The 22,929-nt window shown below is 43.8% G+C and carries 27 protein-coding genes; 7 read left to right on the top strand and 20 right to left on the bottom strand.

Going from position 1 to position 22,929, the window contains the following annotated elements; translation table 11 throughout:
* Positions 1–59: 59 nt before the first annotated feature.
* The 6 genes from TY16_RS12680 to TY16_RS12705 all read right to left on the bottom strand — a co-directional run bounded on the left by TY16_RS12680 (position 60) and on the right by TY16_RS12705 (position 4,235).
* Positions 60–431 carry a DUF309 domain-containing protein gene (locus tag TY16_RS12680; RefSeq protein ID WP_043932284.1) on the bottom strand — a complete coding sequence of 124 codons (372 nt, stop codon included), beginning with the start codon at positions 429–431 and terminating at the stop codon, positions 60–62.
* 210 nt (positions 432–641) lie between these two features.
* Positions 642–1,361 carry a 3D domain-containing protein gene (locus TY16_RS12690; RefSeq protein ID WP_043932286.1) on the bottom strand — a complete coding sequence of 240 codons (720 nt, stop codon included), beginning with the start codon at positions 1,359–1,361 and terminating at the stop codon, positions 642–644.
* Positions 1,362–1,496: 135 nt separating this feature from the next.
* Positions 1,497–1,814, bottom strand: coding sequence for a YuiB family protein (locus TY16_RS12695; RefSeq protein ID WP_155922240.1), 318 nt, complete (start codon positions 1,812–1,814; stop codon positions 1,497–1,499).
* Positions 1,815–1,901: 87 nt separating this feature from the next.
* Positions 1,902–2,027 (bottom strand): YuiA family protein, encoded by a 126-nt coding sequence (locus TY16_RS26590; protein ID WP_197028391.1) that lies wholly within the window; start codon positions 2,025–2,027, stop codon positions 1,902–1,904.
* 186 nt (positions 2,028–2,213) lie between these two features.
* Positions 2,214–2,702, bottom strand: a complete 489-nt coding sequence (locus TY16_RS12700) for an NUDIX domain-containing protein (protein WP_043932287.1) — start codon at positions 2,700–2,702, stop codon at positions 2,214–2,216.
* A 318-nt stretch (positions 2,703–3,020) separates the two neighbouring features.
* Complete coding sequence (locus TY16_RS12705; protein ID WP_043932288.1) at positions 3,021–4,235, bottom strand: NAD(P)/FAD-dependent oxidoreductase; 1,215 nt, start codon at positions 4,233–4,235, stop codon at positions 3,021–3,023.
* Between the two features lie 450 nt (positions 4,236–4,685).
* On the opposite strand from TY16_RS12705, the gene TY16_RS12710 reads away from it, so the two are divergent.
* Positions 4,686–5,681, top strand: coding sequence for an NAD(P)/FAD-dependent oxidoreductase (locus tag TY16_RS12710; protein ID WP_043932289.1), 996 nt, complete (start codon positions 4,686–4,688; stop codon positions 5,679–5,681).
* A gap of 148 nt (positions 5,682–5,829) precedes the next feature.
* On the opposite strand, the gene TY16_RS12715 is transcribed toward TY16_RS12710, so the two are convergent.
* Entirely contained in the window at positions 5,830–6,195 is a 366-nt protein-coding gene (locus tag TY16_RS12715) for a HesB/IscA family protein (RefSeq protein WP_043932290.1), read from the bottom strand.
* Between the two features lie 344 nt (positions 6,196–6,539).
* Complete coding sequence (locus TY16_RS12720; protein ID WP_043932291.1) at positions 6,540–6,779, bottom strand: YuzB family protein; 240 nt, start codon at positions 6,777–6,779, stop codon at positions 6,540–6,542.
* Positions 6,780–7,001: 222 nt separating this feature from the next.
* Here TY16_RS12720 and TY16_RS12725 point away from each other — a divergent pair, with 222 nt between their 5' ends.
* Positions 7,002–8,069 carry an NAD(P)/FAD-dependent oxidoreductase gene (locus TY16_RS12725; protein WP_043932292.1) on the top strand — a complete coding sequence of 356 codons (1,068 nt, stop codon included), beginning with the start codon at positions 7,002–7,004 and terminating at the stop codon, positions 8,067–8,069.
* Between the two features lie 559 nt (positions 8,070–8,628).
* On the opposite strand, the gene TY16_RS12740 is transcribed toward TY16_RS12725, so the two are convergent.
* Complete coding sequence (locus TY16_RS12740; RefSeq protein WP_043932295.1) at positions 8,629–8,955, bottom strand: YuzD family protein; 327 nt, start codon at positions 8,953–8,955, stop codon at positions 8,629–8,631.
* Positions 8,956–9,098: 143 nt separating this feature from the next.
* On the opposite strand from TY16_RS12740, the gene TY16_RS12745 reads away from it, so the two are divergent.
* Complete coding sequence (locus TY16_RS12745) at positions 9,099–9,335, top strand: NifU family protein (protein ID WP_043932296.1); 237 nt, start codon at positions 9,099–9,101, stop codon at positions 9,333–9,335.
* Positions 9,336–9,384: 49 nt separating this feature from the next.
* Here the strand turns inward: TY16_RS12745 and TY16_RS12750 are convergent, their stop codons facing one another.
* Positions 9,385–10,365: a 2-hydroxyacid dehydrogenase gene (locus tag TY16_RS12750; protein WP_043932297.1), complete on the bottom strand. Its 981-nt coding sequence runs from the start codon at positions 10,363–10,365 to the stop codon at positions 9,385–9,387.
* Between the two features lie 277 nt (positions 10,366–10,642).
* Positions 10,643–11,650, bottom strand: a complete 1,008-nt coding sequence (gene yutH / locus TY16_RS12755) for a spore coat putative kinase YutH (RefSeq protein WP_043934699.1) — start codon at positions 11,648–11,650, stop codon at positions 10,643–10,645.
* Between the two features lie 255 nt (positions 11,651–11,905).
* On the opposite strand from yutH, the gene TY16_RS12760 reads away from it, so the two are divergent.
* On the top strand, positions 11,906–12,406 hold the full coding sequence (locus tag TY16_RS12760; protein ID WP_043932298.1) for a phosphatidylglycerophosphatase A family protein: 501 nt from the start codon (positions 11,906–11,908) through the stop codon (positions 12,404–12,406).
* A gap of 92 nt (positions 12,407–12,498) precedes the next feature.
* Here TY16_RS12760 and TY16_RS12765 read toward each other — a convergent pair whose 3' ends face one another.
* From TY16_RS12765 to TY16_RS12780, 4 genes are all read right to left on the bottom strand, one after another.
* Positions 12,499–13,362 (bottom strand): hypothetical protein, encoded by an 864-nt coding sequence (locus tag TY16_RS12765; protein WP_043932299.1) that lies wholly within the window; start codon positions 13,360–13,362, stop codon positions 12,499–12,501.
* Positions 13,363–13,504: 142 nt separating this feature from the next.
* Complete coding sequence (locus tag TY16_RS12770) at positions 13,505–14,269, bottom strand: TIGR01457 family HAD-type hydrolase (RefSeq protein ID WP_043932300.1); 765 nt, start codon at positions 14,267–14,269, stop codon at positions 13,505–13,507.
* A gap of 404 nt (positions 14,270–14,673) precedes the next feature.
* Positions 14,674–15,111 carry a DUF86 domain-containing protein gene (locus TY16_RS12775; protein ID WP_043932301.1) on the bottom strand — a complete coding sequence of 146 codons (438 nt, stop codon included), beginning with the start codon at positions 15,109–15,111 and terminating at the stop codon, positions 14,674–14,676.
* Positions 15,112–15,125: 14 nt separating this feature from the next.
* Positions 15,126–16,424, bottom strand: a complete 1,299-nt coding sequence (locus TY16_RS12780; RefSeq protein ID WP_043932302.1) for an EAL domain-containing protein — start codon at positions 16,422–16,424, stop codon at positions 15,126–15,128.
* 193 nt (positions 16,425–16,617) lie between these two features.
* Between TY16_RS12780 and TY16_RS12785 the strand changes: the two genes are divergently transcribed.
* A complete protein-coding gene (locus TY16_RS12785) occupies positions 16,618–16,884 on the top strand; it encodes a DUF3055 domain-containing protein (protein ID WP_043932303.1) in 267 nt (88 codons plus the stop codon).
* 100 nt (positions 16,885–16,984) lie between these two features.
* On the opposite strand, the gene TY16_RS12790 is transcribed toward TY16_RS12785, so the two are convergent.
* Entirely contained in the window at positions 16,985–17,260 is a 276-nt protein-coding gene (locus TY16_RS12790) for a YutD family protein (RefSeq protein WP_043932304.1), read from the bottom strand.
* A 259-nt stretch (positions 17,261–17,519) separates the two neighbouring features.
* Between TY16_RS12790 and TY16_RS12795 the strand changes: the two genes are divergently transcribed.
* Positions 17,520–18,158, top strand: a complete 639-nt coding sequence (locus TY16_RS12795; RefSeq protein WP_043932305.1) for a YhcN/YlaJ family sporulation lipoprotein — start codon at positions 17,520–17,522, stop codon at positions 18,156–18,158.
* Between the two features lie 110 nt (positions 18,159–18,268).
* Here TY16_RS12795 and lipA read toward each other — a convergent pair whose 3' ends face one another.
* Positions 18,269–19,198 (bottom strand): lipoyl synthase, encoded by a 930-nt coding sequence (gene lipA / locus TY16_RS12800; RefSeq protein ID WP_043932306.1) that lies wholly within the window; start codon positions 19,196–19,198, stop codon positions 18,269–18,271.
* 518 nt (positions 19,199–19,716) lie between these two features.
* Here lipA and TY16_RS12805 point away from each other — a divergent pair.
* On the top strand, positions 19,717–20,706 hold the full coding sequence (locus TY16_RS12805) for a M23 family metallopeptidase (RefSeq protein WP_043932307.1): 990 nt from the start codon (positions 19,717–19,719) through the stop codon (positions 20,704–20,706).
* 54 nt (positions 20,707–20,760) lie between these two features.
* On the opposite strand, the gene TY16_RS26245 is transcribed toward TY16_RS12805, so the two are convergent.
* From TY16_RS26245 to TY16_RS12815, 3 genes are all read right to left on the bottom strand, one after another.
* Positions 20,761–20,868, bottom strand: coding sequence for a methionine/alanine import family NSS transporter small subunit (locus TY16_RS26245; protein WP_155922241.1), 108 nt, complete (start codon positions 20,866–20,868; stop codon positions 20,761–20,763).
* 1 nt (position 20,869) lies between these two features.
* Positions 20,870–22,378, bottom strand: coding sequence for a sodium-dependent transporter (locus tag TY16_RS12810; RefSeq protein ID WP_043932308.1), 1,509 nt, complete (start codon positions 22,376–22,378; stop codon positions 20,870–20,872).
* A 228-nt stretch (positions 22,379–22,606) separates the two neighbouring features.
* Complete coding sequence (locus TY16_RS12815) at positions 22,607–22,909, bottom strand: YunC family protein (RefSeq protein WP_043932309.1); 303 nt, start codon at positions 22,907–22,909, stop codon at positions 22,607–22,609.
* Positions 22,910–22,929: the final 20 nt, after the last annotated feature.

The raw sequence follows: 22,929 nt of genomic DNA on the forward strand, positions 1-22,929 counted from the left end.
AAGTCCCTATCCTTCAATTATAGCGAATCTTTCAAAAAACACACAGCCGCGGCTCTGGCCTAATCCTCCAAATATAAATAGAGCTGCGGAAGGACGGGCAGCAAACCGATTTTTTCAAAAGGAACCCGGTCGACGCCATCCGGGATTCGCTTCTGGCACTCTTCAATGAACGCAATTACGTTTTCCAAATCCAGCCCCCAATGACGCGGACGATACCCCTGGAGATAATCATGAGCAGCCCGCATCATCAGCCGGGCCCCCTTTACATTCCCATATTCATAATGGTAAATCGCCACGCTCATCTGCAATAATCCCTTGAAGAACAAATTGCCCTTCTCCTCCATCCACATCTCCTCAAGAAGGTCATGGCATGTATAATAATCGCCCTCGTTAAATTTTATAAAAAACTCATAATACTCTGGCGGATACATAATTGCCTCCCTCCTTTGCAGCTGGCAATTCTGAAGGATGGTTATTAAAAGTTTTGCACTTTAAACACCGATTACTTTTTCATACTGCGTTTTATATTTATCATACCTTCCTTTACCGCAATCTACAAAAAAGGGAACTTGCTTTACAACCTATGCAACTAGCAACACAAAAAATAGCTGGCATAAAATTTGCCAGCCTTAAAAATAGTATTATTTCTTCTCAGATTTAATATATTGCTGCCTGAATACCTGCAGCGACTCGGTTGCATTCATTTTTGCAAGTTCTTTTTCTGTTATTTTCCCTTTGCCCATTTTAACAATATACACTTCAAGTGTTCGCTTGCCCCAATCATCATACACTTCCTCAACTGTATCGTAATACAGGTCCAACTTATGTCCTTTAATTGCGCTGCCCGTGTCGGCCACTACTCCATAGCCGTAATTCGGAATGAACAGGACAGTCCCAATTGGAAAAACCTTAGGGTCAGCTGCAATCGTTGAAAATAAATCCCGTTTTACTTTTACACCAGAATATGTAATTCCATAGGCTGGGTGGCTTTTGTCCTTGCCAGTTGATTCGACCCCGGCGGTGTAGCCTGTTGCTATAACCTTTTTCTTTTTGTATTTGCTCCAGTCGATTGCTTCCTCCAGGCTTGGAGGCGTTCCCGCCACCGCTGTACTCGATGAGATAAGATGCTCTGGCATGGCTGCATGTCCGAGGCTTTTTAATGTTAATCCAATTTCTTTAAATTTATGGGCAAATAAAGTTTTAAAACTATAATCTTTTTCCTGGGCAACTTGTCCTGGTCCGGAATAGGCAATAAGCATCTTTGCTTCTACCCCCGAGATGGACTGAAACGTGGTTGTTAGCGCCATTACAAACAAAATTGTCATGGTCAACCGCTTTGCCCATACTGTAAGTAGGTTCATTAAATTTTCACTCCTCCCACACACAATCTTTCCCAAGATTCAGGAAAATAATCATAAAAGGAGGAAAAAAGTCATTTTAAGCAGGAAAATTTGCCTAGACGGACATAAAAAAAACCTTTTTCACGAAGAAAAAGGCTAGAACATCCGATATCCATTTTTACGCAAAAGCTTGATTGCAGCTCCTGCTGCCAGAGCCCCCGCCATACCGCTTGTAAGAATTATAATATCAGCGGAAGCGAGTGAGACTAGCCTTTCCACCAGATCTGTAAAAGCAGCTCTTGAATTTGTAAAGTATTCGATAAACCTGACTTTATCAACGATCATAAATACAACGATTGGATAAATAATTGCCATGACCCATGACATCCGCAACAGCATATTCAGGATAAACCCGATGCCGAAAAATAAAACAAAAAATAATAATATTGAAATAGTTAATTCAACGATTCCCATGTATATCCCCCCAGACACTCAAGTCTAGTTTACTTAACCTCAGGGGGAACAGTCAACCAGGTTTGATGCGTTTACTATTCGTTTATATTATTTTCCTTTCTTGCCTGATCCGCCGCAGCAGGTACATGTTTCAGATCCGCCAAGCAGCAGCTGGAAATAGCCATGCCCTCCGCAATAATCACATTTCTTCGTATCGGCCTTCGCTGTCGCCATAATCCAATCGCTCCTTTTCAAATAACTTAATTTTCTGATAATATAACAGGATTATATGAAAAGGAAAAGCAGGATATACCTCCAAAATCGCCTATGTAAACGCATACAAGCACGTCTAGCTTTTAAATGCTTTCTATTTCTTAAATATACTGAATTTTTAAAAAATATGCCTTTTTTATCTAATAATTAGAAAAACAGCTTATAGGTTGTGTAACCAAAAAGGTTTCCGGGATCCAGCCCTTCCTTGCCAGGAAGGTTCTGCAGCTTTCCCAGGCCGATTAAATAGTGAATAAGCACAGAGGCATCCTCATCTTCCATCAATTCGGCTGGCGACAGATAGGCAGCTTCCACAATTTCACGTTCCTGAATTGATAACAGCCCTTCTCCCTTTACTTCCAGTAAAAATAAGAGCAGATTATCACTGGTCACATCTTCAATTACACCAGTCCGGAGCCCAATCAAGCCCTTGACCTCACAATCAAGCCCGGTCTCTTCCTTAACCTCGCGTACTGCAGCCTCGTCAGCTGTTTCACCTTCATCGACGAACCCGGCCGGGATGGACCACTTACCTTTTAGCCCTCCATAACTCTTTTTAACAACAAGCCACTTGCCTTCCTTGGAAATTACCAGGCCAGCAGCAGCCAGCCAGACTTTCCCCCGTTTATTTGAAGCCATAAACCGATTCCTCCCAGTAAGAAATACACATTTATAGTATCAAGAAAGCCTGCGAATTAGCGAGCAAGCCGCAAATCTCTACATCAGTTTTATCGAAAGGTTCGGTTTGGTTACATTTTAATCTCTTTTTTCATCTAAAATGATTCCAATAACCCTTATTGGTTACATTTCAAGCTTTGTACACCCTAAAATGTCACTAATAGCTGTTGTTGGTTACATTTCAATCACTTTTTTTACCTTAAATGGTACCAATAACACTTTAAGTGGTGGTGTTCATGTGAATGCAAAAGAGGACAGATTGCTCTGCCCTCTTTCTTATTATAGAAAATTAAATTTGCCTTTTTTCAGGACGAGGCCTGCGCCGCCAATCATGAACAGCGAACGGTTGTCGATGACCTTCTTCATGAAGGATGCTTTCGCGCCGGTCAGCTTTCTGCCGTACACAACCCCAATTGCGTCATCTTCACCCAGTGAGCAGACAGTCCCTTTAATATCAGGAACGAATGCTTCTAGCTCGCTTTTACCGCGAATCAAACCAGCTAGGCTTTTAGCCACATGCTCGCCCTGCTGGATGGCGATTTGCGCTGTAGGCGGATAAGGGCGGTTGGTTTCTTCATTAATAACCAGTGAGCAGTCACCGATTATGAAAATATCTTCATAGCCTGGTACTCGAAGATCTGGCTGAACTTTCACGCGTGCCCTCATTGCCTCGAATCCGGACTTATCAATGACGGCATGGCCGCGGACACCAGCAGCCCATACTACAGTACCGGCCTTGATTTCCACTAGCTCTTCACCCTTTGCAACCATGATGCCTTCAGGTGTTGCTTCCTTAATGGCAGTTCCAATCATGAATTCGACGCCACGCTTTTGGAGTGTGGTAACTGCATAATCAACTAGTTCCGGATCAAAGCCAGGAAGCACTGTTGGGGCAGCCTCTACACAGATAACACGGACTTTTTGGAAGTCTACATCGTATTCATGGCAAAGCTCGGGAATCCTGTTGGAGAGCTCGCCAAGAAATTCAATTCCAGTAAATCCGGCGCCGCCAACAACAATAGTCAGACGTTCATCTTTCTTTTCTTCTTCCGTGCTATAAGTCGCGAATTGATATTCAATGTGCTCACGGATTTGCCGAGCTCCGTTTACATTAGTGATTCCAAACGCATATTCCTTCAATCCTTTAATTCCGAACGTTTCCGGTTCTGCTCCAAGAGCTACAACCAGATAATCATACTCGAGCTCGCCTTTTTCAAGAATGACTTTCTTCTCATCTTTTTTGATTTCGAGAACGATGTCTTCCTTGAATTCAACCTTATGGCGATCGATGACACTGCTTATGTCATAACGGACCTTGTCATGATGAAGCGTCCCAGCGGATGCCTCATGCAGCCAAGTTGTTTCATAATGGTAATCATGCTTATTGACGAGAACAATGTCCGCCTCGTTATCGCCAGTTAATTTTTGCAGCCTGACTGCTGTAATAAGCCCGCCATATCCTGCACCGAGAATCACTATTTTTGGCTTTTTCAATGCAATCACTTCCACCTTTACGAAAAAATTATAATTACTATTAGCTTTTGCTCTATTAGCTATTTTTAGCTAATGAAAAATAGTTTGTTCCTTATGGTAAACCGAAAGAAAGAAAATAAAAAATGAGTTTGTGAGAGTTTTCACGATTGAACTTAAAAAAATGTACTTTTTTTGTCACAAAATAGTAACAATATATCCACACTTCATAATATGCCTTTTCAAAGTTGTTTTCAAGGAATTAATTTAACAATGTTACCGCTTTCTAAATATTCTACTATTCAGTATATTTCCTTTTCCCTAAATTGGAAGTAATAAACAAATAATTACCCTTTTCCACGTTAATAAAGCTATATTCACACTCAGAAACGTGGTGAACTATGGCTTGTTATCCACCTGTTGTGGTATGATAATGTGTGGACTACCTTTACTACTTTGTTGGGGGGATATGGAGTGCAAGAAGAACAAAAGGTTTATGATATTACAATCATTGGAGGAGGCCCAGTTGGCCTATTTACTGCCTTTTATGGCGGGATGCGCCAGGCTTCGGTCAAAATCATTGAAAGCCTTCCTCAATTGGGCGGCCAGCTATCCGCGCTTTATCCTGAAAAATACATATACGATGTTGCAGGTTTCCCAAAAGTCCGTGCCCAGGAACTGGTTAATAACCTGAAAGAACAAATGGCGAAGTTTAATCCTGACGTCGCCCTGGAACAATCGGTTGAGAAAGTTGAAAAGCAGGCTGACGGAGTGTTCAAGCTGACAACAAACAGCGAAACTCATTTTTCAAAAACTGTCGTCATTACTGCAGGCAACGGTGCATTCCAGCCCCGCCGGCTTGAGTTGGAAAGCGCAGTACAATACGAAAAAACAAATTTGCATTATTTCATCGATGACTTGAACCATTTTGCCGGTAAAAAGGTTGTTGTGTTTGGTGGTGGAGACTCCGCTGTTGACTGGGCACTAATGCTTGAGCCAATTGCAGAAAAGGTGACAATTGTTCACCGCCGTGATAAATTCCGCGCGCACGAACATAGTGTTGAAAACCTGTTTAATTCAAAGGTTGAAGTGAAAACTCCTTTCGTTCCGGATGAATTAATCGGCGCTGACGGCGAAGTCAAGCAAGTGGTCATTGCAACTGCCGATGGTGAAACGAAGGAAGTTATCGATGTGGATGCCGTCATCGTCAATTATGGATTCGTTTCTTCACTAGGACCAATCAAGGAATGGGGCCTTAACATCGAAAAGAACTCCATCGTGGTCAACTCAAGAATGGAAACAAATGTCCCAGGCATCTATGCAGCCGGCGACATTTGCACGTACGATGGCAAGGTGAAGCTTATTGCCAGCGGTTTTGGCGAAGCACCTACAGCAGTCAACAATGCGAAAGCTTACATTGATCCAAAAGCAAAAGTTCAGCCACTCCATAGCTCATCCATGTTTAAATAGACTTATTTAACACACCAGTCCGGTCGGCTGGTGTGTTTATTTTTGTAACTATATATATATTAGGAAGCAAATCTTCCCCTTTAATAAAAAAAACCCCCAGAGATCTTTGCTCGTCTGGGAGGCTTTATTTAAACGAATGAATGTCGGTTTAGCATTCCTCTGGTGTGCCAGTCTTGGTTGCTGTACGGAATGAAGATCCGCAGCCGCAGGAAGCGATAGCGTTTGGATTGTCGATGGTGAATCCGCCGCCCATCAGGGATTGTTTGAAATCAATTTTTGTGCCATTCAGGATTGGTCCGTCTTCTTTATTCACAAGAATTTGGATTCCATGCTGCTCAAGCAGAATATCGCTTTCGCTAATTTCCTGATCAAAGCCCATGCCATAGGATAGACCGCTGCATCCGCCGCCTTTTACGCCTACGCGGAGGAATGAGCCTTCTTCTTCGTTTTGCTTCATCATATCTTTAATCTGCAACGCAGCTGCTTCAGTTATATTCACTACTTGGCTTTCCATCCAAGTCCCTCCTTCAAAAAATTACCTTAGTAATAGTATATTCTGTTGGGAGCAATTCCTCAACTAGTCTGCTTCGTGTAGCATATAAAGCGGAAGCGTCCTGGTAAGCGCCTTATGGCCTCCTCGAAAAAGCTATCGCTTTTCCTTCGTGCGATGCCTATGCTTCCGAAGCTTCCTTGTGGAGTTTCTCCAACTGAGATAAAGGAAACACGAAGAGCCAAAGGCGTGTTCGTGCTTGACTTATCGTAGGGCGGTGAGCGAAGGACACTAGACGCTAGGCGCTGGAGCTGGATTTCACTCAATTATTTCACCTAAGGGCATCGGCCCATTTTTCCAAAAAAGCATTAAAAAATGGGGTTGTCCTCCAAATGGTGATAGATGTTCTGGACTAATTTGCTGGGGGTGTCGCCCTGGATGGGTTTGCCGTTGACGAGGGCGTAGAAGGAGGCTGCGCATTTGCCGCAGTAGCCAAGGCATCCCTTTTCGATAATGTCGAGGTTGGGGTCTTGCCCGAGCTTGGCACGGGCAGCATGTGAACCGCTTGCAAGGTTGTCGACACAAAATTCGATGCGTGGTTTAATCATTGGGCTTCACCTCATTTATACGTATCATCGTACCGTTTTTTTAAGATTCAGTCAATTATCACATTTAGTGGTTGGAGTCACTATGTAAACGCTTTTTGTTGAGATATCGACACAACTCGGCTATACTTTATCTGTGCAAATTTACTGAAAATATATTATGCTGAAAAAATTTCCACCTGCAAGACATCATATTTTTTGCGACAGAAAAAGGGGTAATTTTAAATGAAGAATCTTGTAATCCTTGGCGGAGGCTATGGCGGCTTGAAGCTAATTGATGAGCTGCTTCCGGATCATCTTCCGGAAGATGTTGAGATTACGCTCGTTGACCGTGTACCATATCACGGTTTGAAGACTGAATACTATGCGCTTGCTGCCGGGACGGTGTCTGACCGGGAGCTTCGTGTTGACTTTCCGAAGCATGAGCGTTTGACGGTTCGCTATGGGGATGTGGCGAATATTGATCTCGAAGGAAAAGCTGTGGAGTTTGCTGATGGCACGAAGCTGGGCTATGACAGTCTGGTGGTTGGGCTGGGCTGTGAGGATAAGTACCATAATGTCCCCGGCGCAGACACTTATACACTAAGCATTCAGAGCATCGGCAAAGCACGCGAGACGTATCAGGTGTTAAGCAATCTTGCCCCTGGTTCGACGGTCGGGATTGTCGGAGCCGGCCTTAGCGGGGTTGAGCTTGCCAGCGAATTAAGTGAAAGCCGCACGGATTTGCGTGTGAAGCTGTTTGACCGAGGCAAGCACATTCTTTCGGACTTTCCCGACAGGCTTAGTGAATATGTGGAAAACTGGTTCATTGAACACAATGTTGAGATTGTCAATAATTCTAATATTACTAGAGTTGAAGAAGGGCTGCTTTTTAACCATACTGAGCAGGTTCCATGCGATGCAATTGTCTGGACTGCTGGTATTCAAGCAAGCGCGGTAGTCAGGAGCCTCGATGTGGAAAAGGATTCGCTGGGCAGGCTGAAGATTACCGCCCATCACCATCTACCAGACTATAAGGATGTGTTTGCGGTCGGGGATTGCGCGAGCCTTCCTCATGCGCCAAGCGCCCAACTGGCGGAGGGCCAGGCTGAGCAGATTGCTGAGGTACTGAAGAAACGCTGGAATGGCGAGGCGCTGCCAGAGACATTCCCTCCGATCAAGCTGAAGGGTGTTCTGGGATCACTTGGGAAGAAAGAAGGCTTTGGGATGATGGCGGAACGGGCGATCACCGGCAGAGTCGCGCGGCTAATCAAATCCGGTGTACTTTGGTTATACAAATATCATAAAGGATGATTATTTTGAACCGGGCTTCGGGAGGCCTGGTTTTTTCATTTTGACTGGGTAAGTTTTTTTAAAAAGTTTTGGGGAAATTTTGGTTTTCAAAGTTGCGTTCTTCCCTTCGCCAGAAGAGGCTGAATAGATGCAAAATGCCTTCCTCTTAGTGAGGAAGGCCAATTTTGTAAAAGATTTTTTTGACATCTTCATGCCTCGAACAACCCGAGTTGTCATTCATCACCTTTATGAATGACATCTTGATGCCTCAAATACCTCGAGTTGTCATTCATCACCTTTATGAATGACATCTTGATGCCTCAAATACCCCGAGTTGTCATTCATCGTCTTTATGAATGACATTTTGATGCCTCGAACACCTCGAGTTGTCATTCATCGTCTTTATGAATGTCATCTTCATGCCTCGAACACCCCGAGTTGTCATTCATCACCTTTATGAATGACATCTTGATGCCTCGATCCCCCGAGTTGTCATTCATCGCTCTTATGATTGGTAGTCGCTGTCTTCGTTTTATCATTCTTTCGTTTATTCTCAAAAAAGATTGCCCGCTGGACTGGTTCATCCCGCCTGGTAGCCATAACTTTCGAGTTCCGCGAAGATGGTTTTTAGGCGTGGATTGCCCTCACCGACGACTTTGTCACCAATCAAGACGACGGGATAAAACATGTCTTCGTCAATGACGCGTTCTGCAAAGTCTCGTTTGGCAGGATCTGCAGGCGGATTATAAATATCCACGTATGTAATCCCAAACGGCTGGTTTGGAAACTTTCTTGCCACAGCGGCTTCAAGCCATTCGTATGTTTCTTTTGATGATGGGAGGTTTACACAGCTTGGACAAAGCTGCTCCGCCCCGTAGACAATAATTTCAACTTTTGATTCAGCCATTTCGATCCCCCCTAAAGCAAATTTTACAACATTAAGAACATAAAAAGATAATTTATGATACAAAAATAAGATTTCCTAATTTAGAGAATGGATTTTTAACCCTTCTCCGATTATAATAGATACTATGAAAGGAGTCGATTTTCATGACCGAACAAGAAATGTTTTCACAGGTCCAGGATGTACTAGATAAATTGCGTCCATTTCTTCTCCGCGACGGCGGTGATTGTGAATTAGTTGATGTCGAGGACGGCATTGTAAAACTCCGTTTACTTGGTGCTTGCGGCAGCTGCCCTAGTTCGACAATCACATTAAAGGCCGGCATTGAGCGCGCCCTTCTTGAAGAAGTTCCTGGAGTAGTTGAAGTAGAACAAGTATTTTAATCTTTCCTAAAATAAGCGATTGCCCATGTGGCAATCGCTTTTTGCTGTTCTACGCCTGCTTCCAATCCTTATTGACAAGTGTTTTCGGCTCCTTGCCAGACAGGACACGGTCAATATTTTCGGCGCAAATTTCGATCATCGCTGTACGAGTCTCAACGCTTGCACTGCCAATGTGCGGAATCGCCGTTACATTTTTCAATTTCAGGAGCGGATGGCTTGCGCTGATTGGCTCTTTTTCAAAAACATCCAGGCCGGCACCGGCTATGTCTCCTTCAACGAGTGCATCATACAAGGCCTGTTCATCAATGACCGGGCCGCGTGATACATTGATAAAGATAGCTGATTTCTTCATTCTTCTAAAAACATCTCTTGTAAACATATTCCGGGTCTGCTCTGTAAGCGGAGTAAGGCAGACAATGAAATCGGACTCGGCAACAAGTTCCTCGAAGGATACGTATTGGGCACCGATCGCTTCTTCCACCTGCATATTTCTCGATCTGTTATGGTAAAGGATATTCATATCAAAACCAGTGGCACGCTTTGCGACCGCAGCTCCGATTTTCCCCATGCCGACGATGCCAATCGTTTTATGATGGATATCACGTCCTGCCATAAGAAAGGGGCTCCAGCTTGTCCATTTGTCTTCCTTAATTAAATCGGAAGCCTCAACAATCCTGCGCGCCGAAGCCATCAAAAGTGCAAAGCTAAAATCAGCCGTTGTATCGGTCAGAACATCCGGTGTATTCGTGACTGCAATTCCATTGCTGCTTGCAGACGCAAGGTCGATATTGTCATATCCAACAGCGAGATTAGACACAACCTTAAGGCAATCCCCAGCTGACAGAACTTCTTCATCAATAGAATCGGAAAGGACGGTAAGGAGTCCATCTGCTTTTCTAGCTTCTTCAAGAAGCTTTTCTCTCGGAACAGGGACATCATCCTTCTCCCACATAGCAACCTCATATTTTTCTGTTAACAAGGAAACAGTCTCTTCTGGAACTTGTCTTGTTATGTATACATAGGGTTTCATAGTTGACCTCCAAGATTGTCTGATATATCCATATATTAGCATAATTTTTAGATAAGAAAACTAATTTGTTCGGGAATCTAAATTTCCGTTAAAATAAAATGAAAAACTTTGCGCATTAAGTGGCTTATGGGCTGAATGCGCCCGCTGGCTGCTACTCTAGCTACATTATCACCTTTCACAGTATAAACTTCCAGAATAACTAAAAAAACTGGCCGCTTTTTTAACGGCGCAGTTAGATTGTTTAGGGTGCAAGGGAATAGTACATGCAGTTTAATGTTTATTTGGCCATAAGCCATTCGGGCCTCGGAAGCTTTGAGGCAACAGGTGCATGAGCAAGGGCAAAGAAACCGGCGAGAAATTGTTCATAATCATCACTCTTCCTGATAATCGCAGCAAGCCTTTCTTCAGAGGCACGTCTGTCTGATTCCCGAGATGCACTGTAATATGTTTCGATTGTTTCCAGGTAATGCACCGGAAACAAAAGCCGGGCAACGAGAAGCCGCCATGAAAACGGCGATAATGGAGCTACTTCCTGATAATTGGCAAGAAACGCGGTTATTTCCGGCCCGCACGTCCGGCTATTGTGAAAATAACGCCCTCTCGCCCACTCGGCAAGGTCTCTGCTGCGATGGTCAAATACCCAATCCATCGGGTTTTTTATTATATAGCGCTTGCCCCAAGTGTACTCGGAAAAACGTTCATGGCAAACTGTACCACTGTCACTGTCCAGGGGGTCATCATCAATTTCTGTATCAACAAGGTATTGAACCGCATTTTCCGCTAAACCAAGGTAATAAGGAAAGGATTCAATAAAAAGTTTTTCAAATTGTTCATCAGATGGTTGAAATATTTTTTCGGACCATACCTTTTCCATTTGATCCATCCTTGCTTCCCACAACTGCTTCCAATTTCCAATTCGCGAACTCTTCTGAACCTGAAAGGGAACAAACCTCCCCCTTTCATGGAATTTAGCCAGCCTCCTTCCAAGCCTTTGGTTCGCTTTTCGCTCCGATAGCTGACAGGTTAAAAGACAAAACCTTTTATTTTCCCACTGTGCAAGCAGGGTTCCGCTTTGTGTTGGCAGGAGAGCTGGAACATTCGTATCGCCGTACGCTGCCAAATGGGCTGCAAGCTTTTGGAGTTCCTCTATTTCTTCTTCATCCTTTGGGCCAGGGTCAGCAACAAAGTAATAATTCCCATTGCCCCGAAACGCATTAAATGATTCCACTTGCATATATTCTTCGCTTTTTATCCCATAAACTTGTTCAAGCATTTTCTCAAGCATCCCGACACCCACTTTCATTTGTTTCCTATTGAAATGTATATGTCTGCTTTCCCTCTGTTAGCATTTTCGTTTGAGGGATTGGTGTGGAGCCAACACTAATTGTTGAGAAATTTCCAAAGGCGGCATGAACACCCGGCATTTGAGCAGAATAGAAAAGAATGCCAGCCAAAATTTGAGCCTTTTGTCTCGGTCATGCATAATGTAAAGAAAAAGGGTATATAGATAGTGAATATTCAAGGAAAAGGTGATTAGCAAATGGGAGAAATGAAAAAAGCAGATTTGACAGAAACGACTGCCCGCAGATGGCTTAAAGAGCGAGGAGTCGAGGTTCAGGATATCGCTGACCTCGTTTATTTTTTACAGCAAAATTATCATGACGACCTGAAAATTGAAGACTGCCTTCATAACGTGGAGCGGGTCCTTTCCAAGCGTGAGGTCCAGAACGCAATCATTACAGGAATACAGCTTGATATGCTTGCCGAGAAGGGGCTTCTTGAAGAACCGCTCCAATCCATTATAAAAACAGATGAAGGGCTTTATGGAGTAGATGAAGTTCTTGCGTTTTCGATTGTGAACGTGTATGGCTCAATTGGGTTCACAAACTATGGATATATTGATAAACAAAAACCAGGGATCCTCCGCCAGTTAAACGACAAGACTTCGGGCGAGGTCCATACATTCCTTGATGACATCGTCGGTGCCGTCGCAGCTGCCGCATCAAGCCGGCTTGCCCATAGAGCTGAAAACGTGGAATAGGGCATTATAGAAAGGCGCCTCTAAACAAATGAATATCCTGGCCATAATCAATAAAAGAAGCAGCCCTCAGTAAAGGGCAGCTTCTTTTTGAGTTAAACTGCTGTTGACTGTGTAAAAAAGATTCTTTGAATGCCCCCGATTACCGTGAACAATAAACCAAGGAAAGCAGTAAACCAGGGGTAAATTAGCGGATACATAAAGGTTGTATAAAACGCAACTTCATCGGTTGTATACCCCAGCCACGTAGGTGCTACATTGGCTTCATTAATAAAAGCAGTCCGATATGGAGCAGCTTTTCTTTCTCTATTATCAAAAGTTTCAACTTTAGTTTGTCCTTCTTTTGAGACCAAGAGGATTTTCCAGTGGCTATTCTTCACTGACCAGCTTTCATCTTCACCAAAATGTTTAATGATTGCTAAAGATTCCTGGCTTGTAGATTTGTTTTGTACCAGTAACAGTCCTAGTCCATTGTTATATCTATCTCCGCCAAATTCACTCGGCCGAAATTGGATAGGCTTTGAATCCTCGAAGGAACGTCCGTTTATGATTACCTCAATAGGAGATGTCGCACTTACAGGAAAATAGTGAAGAGGGTCGGAATATTCTCCTAAGGGAAACTGATCTCTTATTGTTATCATTTGATCATGATACAGAAAGGTTTGTTCAAAAAAACCCATATCGTCGATTTTTTCGAGTGAAGCGTCAGCTAAGTGAATTTCGCTTGGAACTCTGAATTGATTACCAACCAGTATAGATGCATTTCCAATAGTTTCAATTCCTATATCGCCATTATCTTCGATGAAGTAATGGATATCTGAAAAAAAGACAGGTGTAATCTCATATTCTTCATGTAAGTTTTTGTTAATAAACGTTTCTCGAATGGCTGAAAAAATCAACGGGAATGACATAACAAGCAAACCTATTCCTATAACGAACGCCACTATTCCACTTCGCATTGAATCCCCCTCTTCCATAATAAACCAATATATGGAGATAAGGAAGGGCTTTGAATCCATAGTTTCCTAAGTGGAAGGCAGCAATCATTAAATTATACAAGTACAACTTCAGGATGGCTTAAGTTCTAAAGTGGGTGCTTTTTTATACTTCCCATTCGTCAAGCGAATCGACTGCATACGTTGGCTTTGTTTCGTAGCCTTCAGCCATCTGCCTTGTCGTTACCCCTGTATGGACGAGCAGGGTATCCATTCCGGCATTGATTCCCGCCATAATGTCAGTATCATAATAATCCCCAACCATCAGGGTGTCCTCTTTTGCCACACCAAGCACTTTTAAGGCTTGTTCCATGATGATTGGCTCAGGCTTTCCAATGAATATCGGTGTCGTTTGTGTTGAAACAGCGATTACTGAAGTCAGTGAGCCGTTTCCAGGCATCATACCGCGCTCCGTCGGAATGGCAATATCGCCATTTGTTGATATGAAGATAGCTCCGTTCCGGACTGCAAGGCAGCCAACAGCAAGCTTTTCATAGGTGATTTCGCGGTCAAGCCCTGAAACAACATAATCGGCATCCTCACCCGCAAATCGAATTCCTTTTTCCTTGAAAGCGGTAATCAGGCCCTCCTCGCCAATTACATAAACAGATGCATCCTGTTTTTGGTTATAAATATAATTTGCGGTTGCCTGGCTGGTTGTAAAAACCTGCGCCTCCTCCGCCGGTATATCAAAGCTTCTAAGCTTTTCGGCAACCTGAGCCGGTGTGCGCGTTGAGTTATTTGTTACAAAAAGATAAGGAATCCCCTTTGCCTGAAGCCGTTGAATAAACCCGGAGGCAGCCTCAATCCTCTCTGAGCCTTTATACATTGTTCCATCAAGATCTATCAGATAACCTTTATACGTTTTCAATAAAATCACTCCTGTAAACTAGTCAAATCCTATCATGCCCTAAAAGAATCCATTTGAAAAGGGATACGCCCCTGCAGGATTTCTGGTGATTCCTCGCTTTAGAATTGGCTAACGACGGACTTTAGCGGCTGTTCCCGTCTTCATTAGCCATATGAAGGTGCTTCCCTACAAATGATTTTTCCTTTATATAGCTCTTCGAGTACATTTCGGTACTGACCCCCAGATGAAATGTCCTTCAAATTGGTGTTCGAGTACATTTTGGTGTTGCCTGACAGGTGAAATGTCCTTGAAATCGGGTTTCGAGTACATTTTGGTACTTGCCCACACGCAAAATGTCCTTGCACCCGTATTCAAGTAAAGAGACCGCTTATTAGGCGGCCTCTCATTCGATCAATATTCCCAACTTAGTTTACGAAAGCAGATACGGGTCCTGTTTTCTCGGCGAGGTATTTCCTAACCTTTGCAGGGAAGGCTTCAATTTCACCGAGAACTCTGGTAAGGTCCGCGGCCATGGTCTCGTGGTCGATGGCTGTGTAAAACTGGACAAGCTGCTTTCTATGGCTAATTAGCACTTTCATGCTTTCAGCTATAGTACTGTCGATAACTTCTTCATCCAGAAGGATGTCGATAATATCTTCGTAGCTGCCAGGGTCACGCATGATGAAACCATCAATAATAGCATTACCAACGTCTAGGACCGACTCGGCAAGCATGTGTGTAATCCGTTCAAGCGCGGCTTGTTCAAGCTCGGTTTCCCACTTTTCCCGGCTTCGGAAAAGTGTTGTTTGGCGTTCGATAAATTGGAGTTTTTGTTCCATTAATCCACGGTCTACAAAATACATAATCATTCCACTTCCTATGTTGCGATTTTTTTAGGCAGCATAGCTGGCTTGGCGTAAAAGAAACCTTGGGCGAGATCAACATTATTGCGGGATAGGACGGAAGCTTCTTCCGCATTTTCGATACCTTCCGCAACAACAAGCGAGCCGGCCTCTTTCGCTACAAGCAGCAGCCCCTTCAACATTGATTCCTTTACGGCATTCTTATCGATATTTTGAATGACGGAACGATCGATTTTAATAATATCAGGCATTACTTCGCTAATCGTGTTCAAGCTTGCATAGCCGGAGCCTGTATCGTCAACAGCAATCCGGATGCCCATGAGGCGCAGGACTTTGATGTTATAGATAAAGTCCCGCATCCCTTCAATCGAATCCCGTTCAGTTATTTCAAAAGTAATTTGTTTCGGTGATATCGTCTTATGGTTTTGGAACAGTCTTTTTACATCACGGATAAAGCGGCTGTTCCCCATTGTCAGCGGGGTAAAATTAATGAAGACATCATCCTTGCAGCCAATTGATGCAATTTGGTTTAGTGCTTTTTCAAAAACGACCATTTCAAGTTCATACAGCTTTCCGGTCTGCCTTGCTACTGAAAATAGTGTTAAAGGATTTTCGAGCATGGTTCCAGCCGGGCCACGCGTTAGCATCTCCCAGGCACGTATTTCTTTTGTTGCGACATCAATTATGGGCTGGGCAAGCAGGAAAATTTCCTTTTGTGAAACAATTTTTCCCATCACAAAAACCATTTCATTAAATTCTGAGTCAACTCTCTTTTCCGCCATGGCAACTGCCTGATGATGGGACTTCTGGACAGCCTCGTGAATGGAAAAAGAGTTCTTCTCAATAAACATATAACCATTCTCAAGTACCATGCTGACACCTTCAAACTCGGAATGCAGAGCTTTTCTGGCTTCCTTTGCGACTGTACCCATAATGGTTTCGATTGAGGAAATTCCATGATCCTGGCTTACCTTTAAGTAGAGAGAAATGCCGTCCACAAAAAAGTCATGCAGGGTTATAATATCGTCTTTATCTACCTCAAGCTCGATTGCCTGCCTGAAGATTTGTTTAAAGCGCAACATAAACTTCGGAAACTGTATAGGTCCAAGATATTCAGCGATGTCTCGGATGTTTTTTATATTAAAAACAATAACTGCTGCTTCGTTTCCATCTTTAAAGGCTAGTTTAACCCCCTGGACAACCGGGTTCCGAAGAACGAATTGTGGAGGATAGAACTTTATTGATGAAAGGGGCAAAACAATTTTTCCCCATTGCAAAAGCTGTTTGGCTTTTGCCGCATAAAAACGGACCATTCATTTCATTCCTCTCCGGTGTACCTACCTAAGTATTGTATCACAATTTTGCAAAAACCGTGATTTTTCGAGGGCAAATTTTTACAGAATTTGTCGGCTTGACCTTATAGATCTTCCAATGGCATTTTCGTGTAAATCACTATCATGTTTTGGTAAGATGAAGAGAGAAAACATTTTTTGAAGGAGTATACCCATGGCAGAGCGTTTTTACTTATATGATGATATCGAGCAGACAAGAACAAGGTTTGTCAGCTTCGTTGGCGACAACACCCGATTCGACCTGGCTTTAATTCAGTCCGACAGGCACTTCGGCAAGACGCTGGTTCTTGATATGCAAGGGAGCAGGTTTGCAATTATCGGAGACGATGATTTGAAAGAGGAAGGCTACCTTGAATTCGCCTTTCAGCTATCGGAAGAAGATGCGGAAGAGTTGAGGTCCTTTCTGTCCGAGTTTATTTAATCTTTTCCTTAAAAAATAGGGACAGCCCCTAGACCGGGCTCTCCCTATTTACTTTCACATTTTACGCCGGTTACCTAAAAAATAAAACCCCACATGATGTTTATTTCTTCACTTTTTTCACAACGAAGTAGGCACAGCCGAAGTTACAGAATTCGTATAAGTACTCGGTCAATGTACTAATTTTTGTATCAAAAGTAGCTTTCTGGTTCTGGTCATCGAAAAAGCCCCGCAAGCGAAGCTGTCCATACCCCCAGTCACCAACAATGTAATCATATCTTGCCAGGATTTCACTGTACCTTTCCTTGAACGCATCCTCGTTGAATCCATCCCTGAAATCCTCAACGACTTCGTAAGCTGTATTATTGACTACGACCATTCTATCACCTCATTTACGGGCAAATCTTTATCCCACTCTTAACGTGCAGTAAGACCCCCACCTCGGGTTTTCAAAGGTTAACGAAGGTATAGGTGGGGACCAACTGCCCGTAAAGGTCCGATTGGTTCACCTAACCACAAGTGGGATGGACCACCCACTTATGGAAGGTTCACTTTATTCCATTATAACCGATTCCCATCCTTTTACTAATAGAAAAAGTCCTCCGTTGGGCAATACTTCTGGTAGGAGGTGCGTTGCCATGAAAAAGCAGCTGTATGCACTTTCCCTTTGCGGCCTATTGCTTGCTGGCTGTGGGGGAGAAAATGCCGGTGCTGACCGCTACGGGAACAACACACATATGTATACAAACAATCGCCGTGCCGAAGTATTGGACCAGGGCGAAGAGAAGAAGGCGGATAAAAGCCAGCGTTTTGGATTTGTACGCCATTATAAAAGCCCAATTATGGGAGACCGTTCAGCGAAAAACGATCATGAAGCGCCGCTTGATCGCCAGGAATTGGCCGGACACATCAGCAGGATAAGTACCGACTTGCCAAATGTCAATGAAGTTGTAACCCTCGTTACCGATGAAGAAGTCCTTATTGCATATGAAACCGATACAAACAATCGTGAATTAACAGCAGATCAGGTAAAAAGGACCGCCATGTCGTTTGTACCCCGCTTTTTCCACGTTTATGTATCGGACAACAAAATGCTAATGAATGATATCGAAACCCTGTCCAGTTTAAATACATCAAGTAAAAATTCGGATGCAGCTATCGCGGCTGTTATTAAGGAGATGAAAAAATCTCCGCAAGGCAAGCGGATGAATGAATCCGAAAATGAAAACGGGGAGACTCCAGACGATAAAGAAGAACTTCGCCGTATGGGACAATAAGGAGAATTAGTTGAAAGGCGTCTGGTGTTTGCCAGATGCCTCTTTGGCTATGTCGACCGATTTGGTGAAAAATAAATGGCACCCGAGTCGCGGATGCCATAACATTTAACTTATGCTTCAAGTACTTCTTTATTTGCTTCGGACGCTGCAAGAGCAGCCTTCGCCTTTGTGGCTGAGTTAACCTGCTCGTCCGCATGATAGGAAGACCGGACCATAGGGCCTGACTCACAGTGGCTGAAGCCTTTTGAAAGGGCAATCTCTTTAAGCTGGTTGAATTCATCAGGAGTATAATATTTTGCAACCTTAAGATGTTTCCTGGTTGGCTGCAGATATTGCCCGATTGTCATAATATCAACGTTATTTGCGCGAAGGTCATCCATTGTCTCAAGAATTTCTTCCCATATTTCGCCGACACCAATCATCAGGCTGGATTTAGTCGGAATGTCTGGCTGCATTTCTTTCGCCCTGCGCAAGAACTCGAGTGATCGATTGTAAGTTGCGCGTGCGCGGACTTTCGGAGTCATCCTTCTGACTGTTTCAATATTATGGTTCAAGATATCTGGGCGTGCATCCATAAGCATTCTCAGATTTTCTTCAACCCCACCCATATCGGATGGAAGAACTTCAATGCTAGTAAACGGATTTTTGCGGCGGATCGCTCTAACGGTTTCGGCAAAAACAGCTGCGCCTCCGTCACGCAAATCATCTCGCGCTACCGCGGTAATGACAGCGTGTTTCAAGTTCATTTGAAATACAGAATCAGCAACTCGTTCTGGTTCCTGTAAATCCAGTTCTGTAGGAAGGCCTGTCTTAACTGCGCAGAAGCGGCAGGCACGAGTGCAAACATCCCCAAGAATCATGAAAGTAGCTGTACGTCTGACAGCCCAGCATTCATGGATATTCGGGCAGCGCGCTTCCTCGCAAACTGTATGGAGGTTTTTGCTGCGCATCATTTTTTTAAGCCCAGTATAATTTTCATTTGTATTCAATTTTATCTTCAGCCATTCCGGCTTGCGTGTATATTCATTGCCTGTAGTCAATTCATACCACCCCAATTTCTATGTATAAATATTGGTGCTCTTTTGGTACTGTAACACAATAAAGCCGTTCCATTCAAGAAAAGAACTTGTCTTTCCATTATGAAACCCTTATCATTACTAGTTTTTCCATTTAATCCTCCTAAAAATAGTCTTTCATTCTTATGTCCTTTTTATAATCATCTGGCAATTATTGACGTTATGAACACTGCCTTCTGGCGACAAACTATCGTATAGGAAGAGAACAAAAGCGGAAGCGCCTTGGTTATCGCCGTACAAACTGGATGGGCTTCGACTGAGATAAAGTGAAACTTCCATCAGCGATTTTTGCTGATGGTTAGTTGAACGAATCGGACCTTTAGGATCAGTTGCCGACATAGGAGGCTTACTGAGCCTTAAGAGTGGGATAAAGGAATCACGAAGAGCGACAAGCGATTCGATGATGACTTATCGTAGGAAGAAGACCTGAAGTTTGCTAGGCGATAGGCGCTGGAGCTAGACGAATTAAAGGAGGACGCCCTGTGAGGGTACTATTATTGCTGGCACTATCCTTTGCTTTGGCTGGAAATGCCCTTGCCGCCCCACAAGAGGCAGAGCTTGCTGATCTATATAAAAAGCGGATAGAGCTTTATAAAAAAAACGAAGCAGTCACCCAGATTCCTTGGTTTTACATTGCAGCGGTTGACCAATATGAACGGAATATCAGGGTAGCCAGAAAAGATCTGCCTGATCCTGAAGGGGCCGTCGCCATTTATTTCAGCCCTGAAAAATGGGCCGGACTTGCTAATCCGAATCCACAGGATAAAAAGCCAGGCTCGATTGCCTTTTTTGGCGGAGTGGGGGTTGATGCCAATGGCAATCGGAAAGCAAGCCCAACTGAAGACGAAGATGTCCTTCAAGCCTTTTCTAATCATGTACTGCAATATGGATATGACAACGATAATTTCCGGATAGCACTCTGGGAATATTATCACAGGGATAAAGCGGTAGGGATTATCATGGGGATAGCGAAAATTTACAAAAAGTATGGCCGGATCGATCTTGAGGGAAATGCATTCCCAGTGCCTTATAGAATGAACCACAGCTACAAAAATACATGGGGTGATGCCCGCGGCTGGGGTGGACGGCGAATGCATGAAGGTACTGACATATTTGCCGGTTACGGAGTTCCCGTACGGGCGACTAGCTATGGCATAATCGAAATGAAAGGCTGGAATCGGTTCGGCGGCTGGAGAATCGGGATCCGCGACCTTAAAAATAATTATCACTACTTTGCCCATTTGAGCGGCTTCGCGAAGGATTTGAAGATAGGTGACATCGTTGAACCTGGGATGCTAATTGGCGGAGTCGGAAGCTCGGGTTACGGACCGCCTGGAACCTCTGGCAAGTTCCCTCCCCACTTGCACTACGGGATGTACAAAGATAACGGCTATACCGAATGGTCGTTTGATCCATATCCCCGTCTCAGGATGTGGGAGCGGATGGATAAAAAGAAAAACAGGAAGAAGTAAAAGAAGGGGTCTGACTCTTACCCCCTGGGGGTAAGGGTCAGACCCCTTCAGCATTTATTTAGCTCTTTTAGATTTTATGACGGCGTTTGCGAGGCTGGCTGCGAGGCCGCCCCAGAGAATGACCATTCCGATGATCATCATGGCGATTGCATCACCTGACATATTAGGACACCTCCCTTTCAGATTCTGAATTCAAGGTGTTCTTTTCCCAGCGAAGGAAAGACAGGAAGATTCCTGCGACGAGGGCAAGCAGCGCAACACCCCAGCCCGCTACGAGCAAGAATGAGGTTGGGTATCCCTCGTAATTTTCCTGTATGTTGGTGATGAAGTTTTGGACTGTCATGTAACCAAGGACAATTGGTGTAATGAACCCTAGGGATATTTTCCACCAGCCACCGATGCGCAAGTCAGAAATGGCATTGGCGTGATTTTGGAGTTCGCCGAGTTTCTTAGCAACCCAGACAACAAGGACAACTTCTACAAGTCCTGCGATTACGATACCAAATGTGTTGATGAAAGCATCAACAGAATCAAGGAAGTAAAGCCCGCCATTTGTTGCATAAAGAATTGAAATAAGCGCGGATAATCCTCCTCCGATTGCAACTGCTTTTGTTCTGCTGACTTTGAATTTATCCTGCAAGCCAGCGACATATGTTTCAATTATCGAGATTGATGAAGTAAGCCCGGCCATGAAGAGACAGCCAAAGAACAAGAATCCGAAGAATCCGTTAAAAGCAGGGAATTCATTGATGATTTGCGGGAAGACGACAAATGCAAGGCCAATCCCTGATTCGACTACCTTATCAATTGCAACCCCCTGCTGGTTGGCCATGAAGCCGAGTGCTGCAAAGACACCAATTCCTGCAAGTAATTCAAATCCGGAGTTTGCAAAGCCGGTTATAAATGCATTGTTAGTAATATCCGTTTTCTTCGGTAAATAACTTGCATAGGTCAGCATGATGGCGAAGCCGACTGATAAACTGAAGAAGATTTGTCCATAAGCAGCAACCCAAACTTTAGGATTGGCTATATCGCTCCAATTCGGCTTGAAGAATGCGTTCAATCCGTCAAGAGCACCATCAAGTGTCACTGCACGAATGACAATGATTAGGAACATAATGACCAATGTCGGCAGCATAAATTTGTTCGCAATTTCAATTCCTTTTTTAACTCCCCTGAACATAATTCCGAAAGTTAGTGCCCAGACGATTAGAAGCGCAATGAATACTCCGGGTACGATTCCGCCGACGTCTCCAGGGCTTTCCGCTACTTTAAGAAAATCCCCCATCAGGAAGTCACCTGGCTTGTCCCCCCAGGAAAGATTGAAAGAAAAGACTGCATAAGATAGTGCCCATGCGATAATGATTGGATAATAGGTCGAAATGACGAAGGAGATAGCGACTTGCCACCAGCCAAGCCATTCATATTTCTTATTCAGCCTTGCAAATGATAATGGTGATGAGCCTTTATACTTATGGCCTAACGTAAATTCAAGGATCAGCAGCGGTATTCCTGCGGTCAGGAGTGCGAAAAGATACGGCAAGAAAAATGCCCCTCCCCCATTTTCATATGCCACTGCAGGGAATCTCCATATATTCCCCAATCCAACTGCAGACCCGATTGCGGCCAGTACAAATCCGGCCCTTGTTCCCCATTGCGGTCGATTTTCCATTATTGACTCCTCCTAAGACGTAAAGAAAAAATGCAAGATTAAAAGTTTTCTGATTATTTGCATAGTCCCTATTATAAAAAGGTTCAGGAGGTATGTCAAGATATATTTATTATTTTAAAATATGGTTAAATCAAACTTTTTTAAGTATCCGCTTACATTTTTGCTCAAATTTTTGGGTTTTTTTGTTATTTCAAAAAAATAGGGCATCCCCCTCAGGATGCCCTTCTTTTATACCATTTTCATGAGTGCGTCCCTGCCGATCATTCCTCTGCGGATGCCACGCTTTTCCGCTTCAAAGGTAACGGATTCCAGCGGCGCATCTAGGAGCTGATCGATGGTTCTTACGCCAACCGCCCTGCCAGCAAGGATTCTTCTGTCTCTTAGCTTTGCATTGAGCAAACCGACATCGAGTGCCCCGCACATAATATAGCCCAGATCGCTTGTTACGGCGAGAAGGGTTGTCTTTGGCAGCTTGACGGTTATCCCCAGAAATGTTTTTCCTTGAATTTCAATTGGTGTCACTTCAATCATCCGCCCCACTCCTTTCCCGT

Origin of the sequence: Bacillus sp. EB01 (assembly GCF_000613125.1) — a bacterium.
Taxonomy (GTDB): domain Bacteria; phylum Bacillota; class Bacilli; order Bacillales; family Cytobacillaceae; genus Bacillus_D.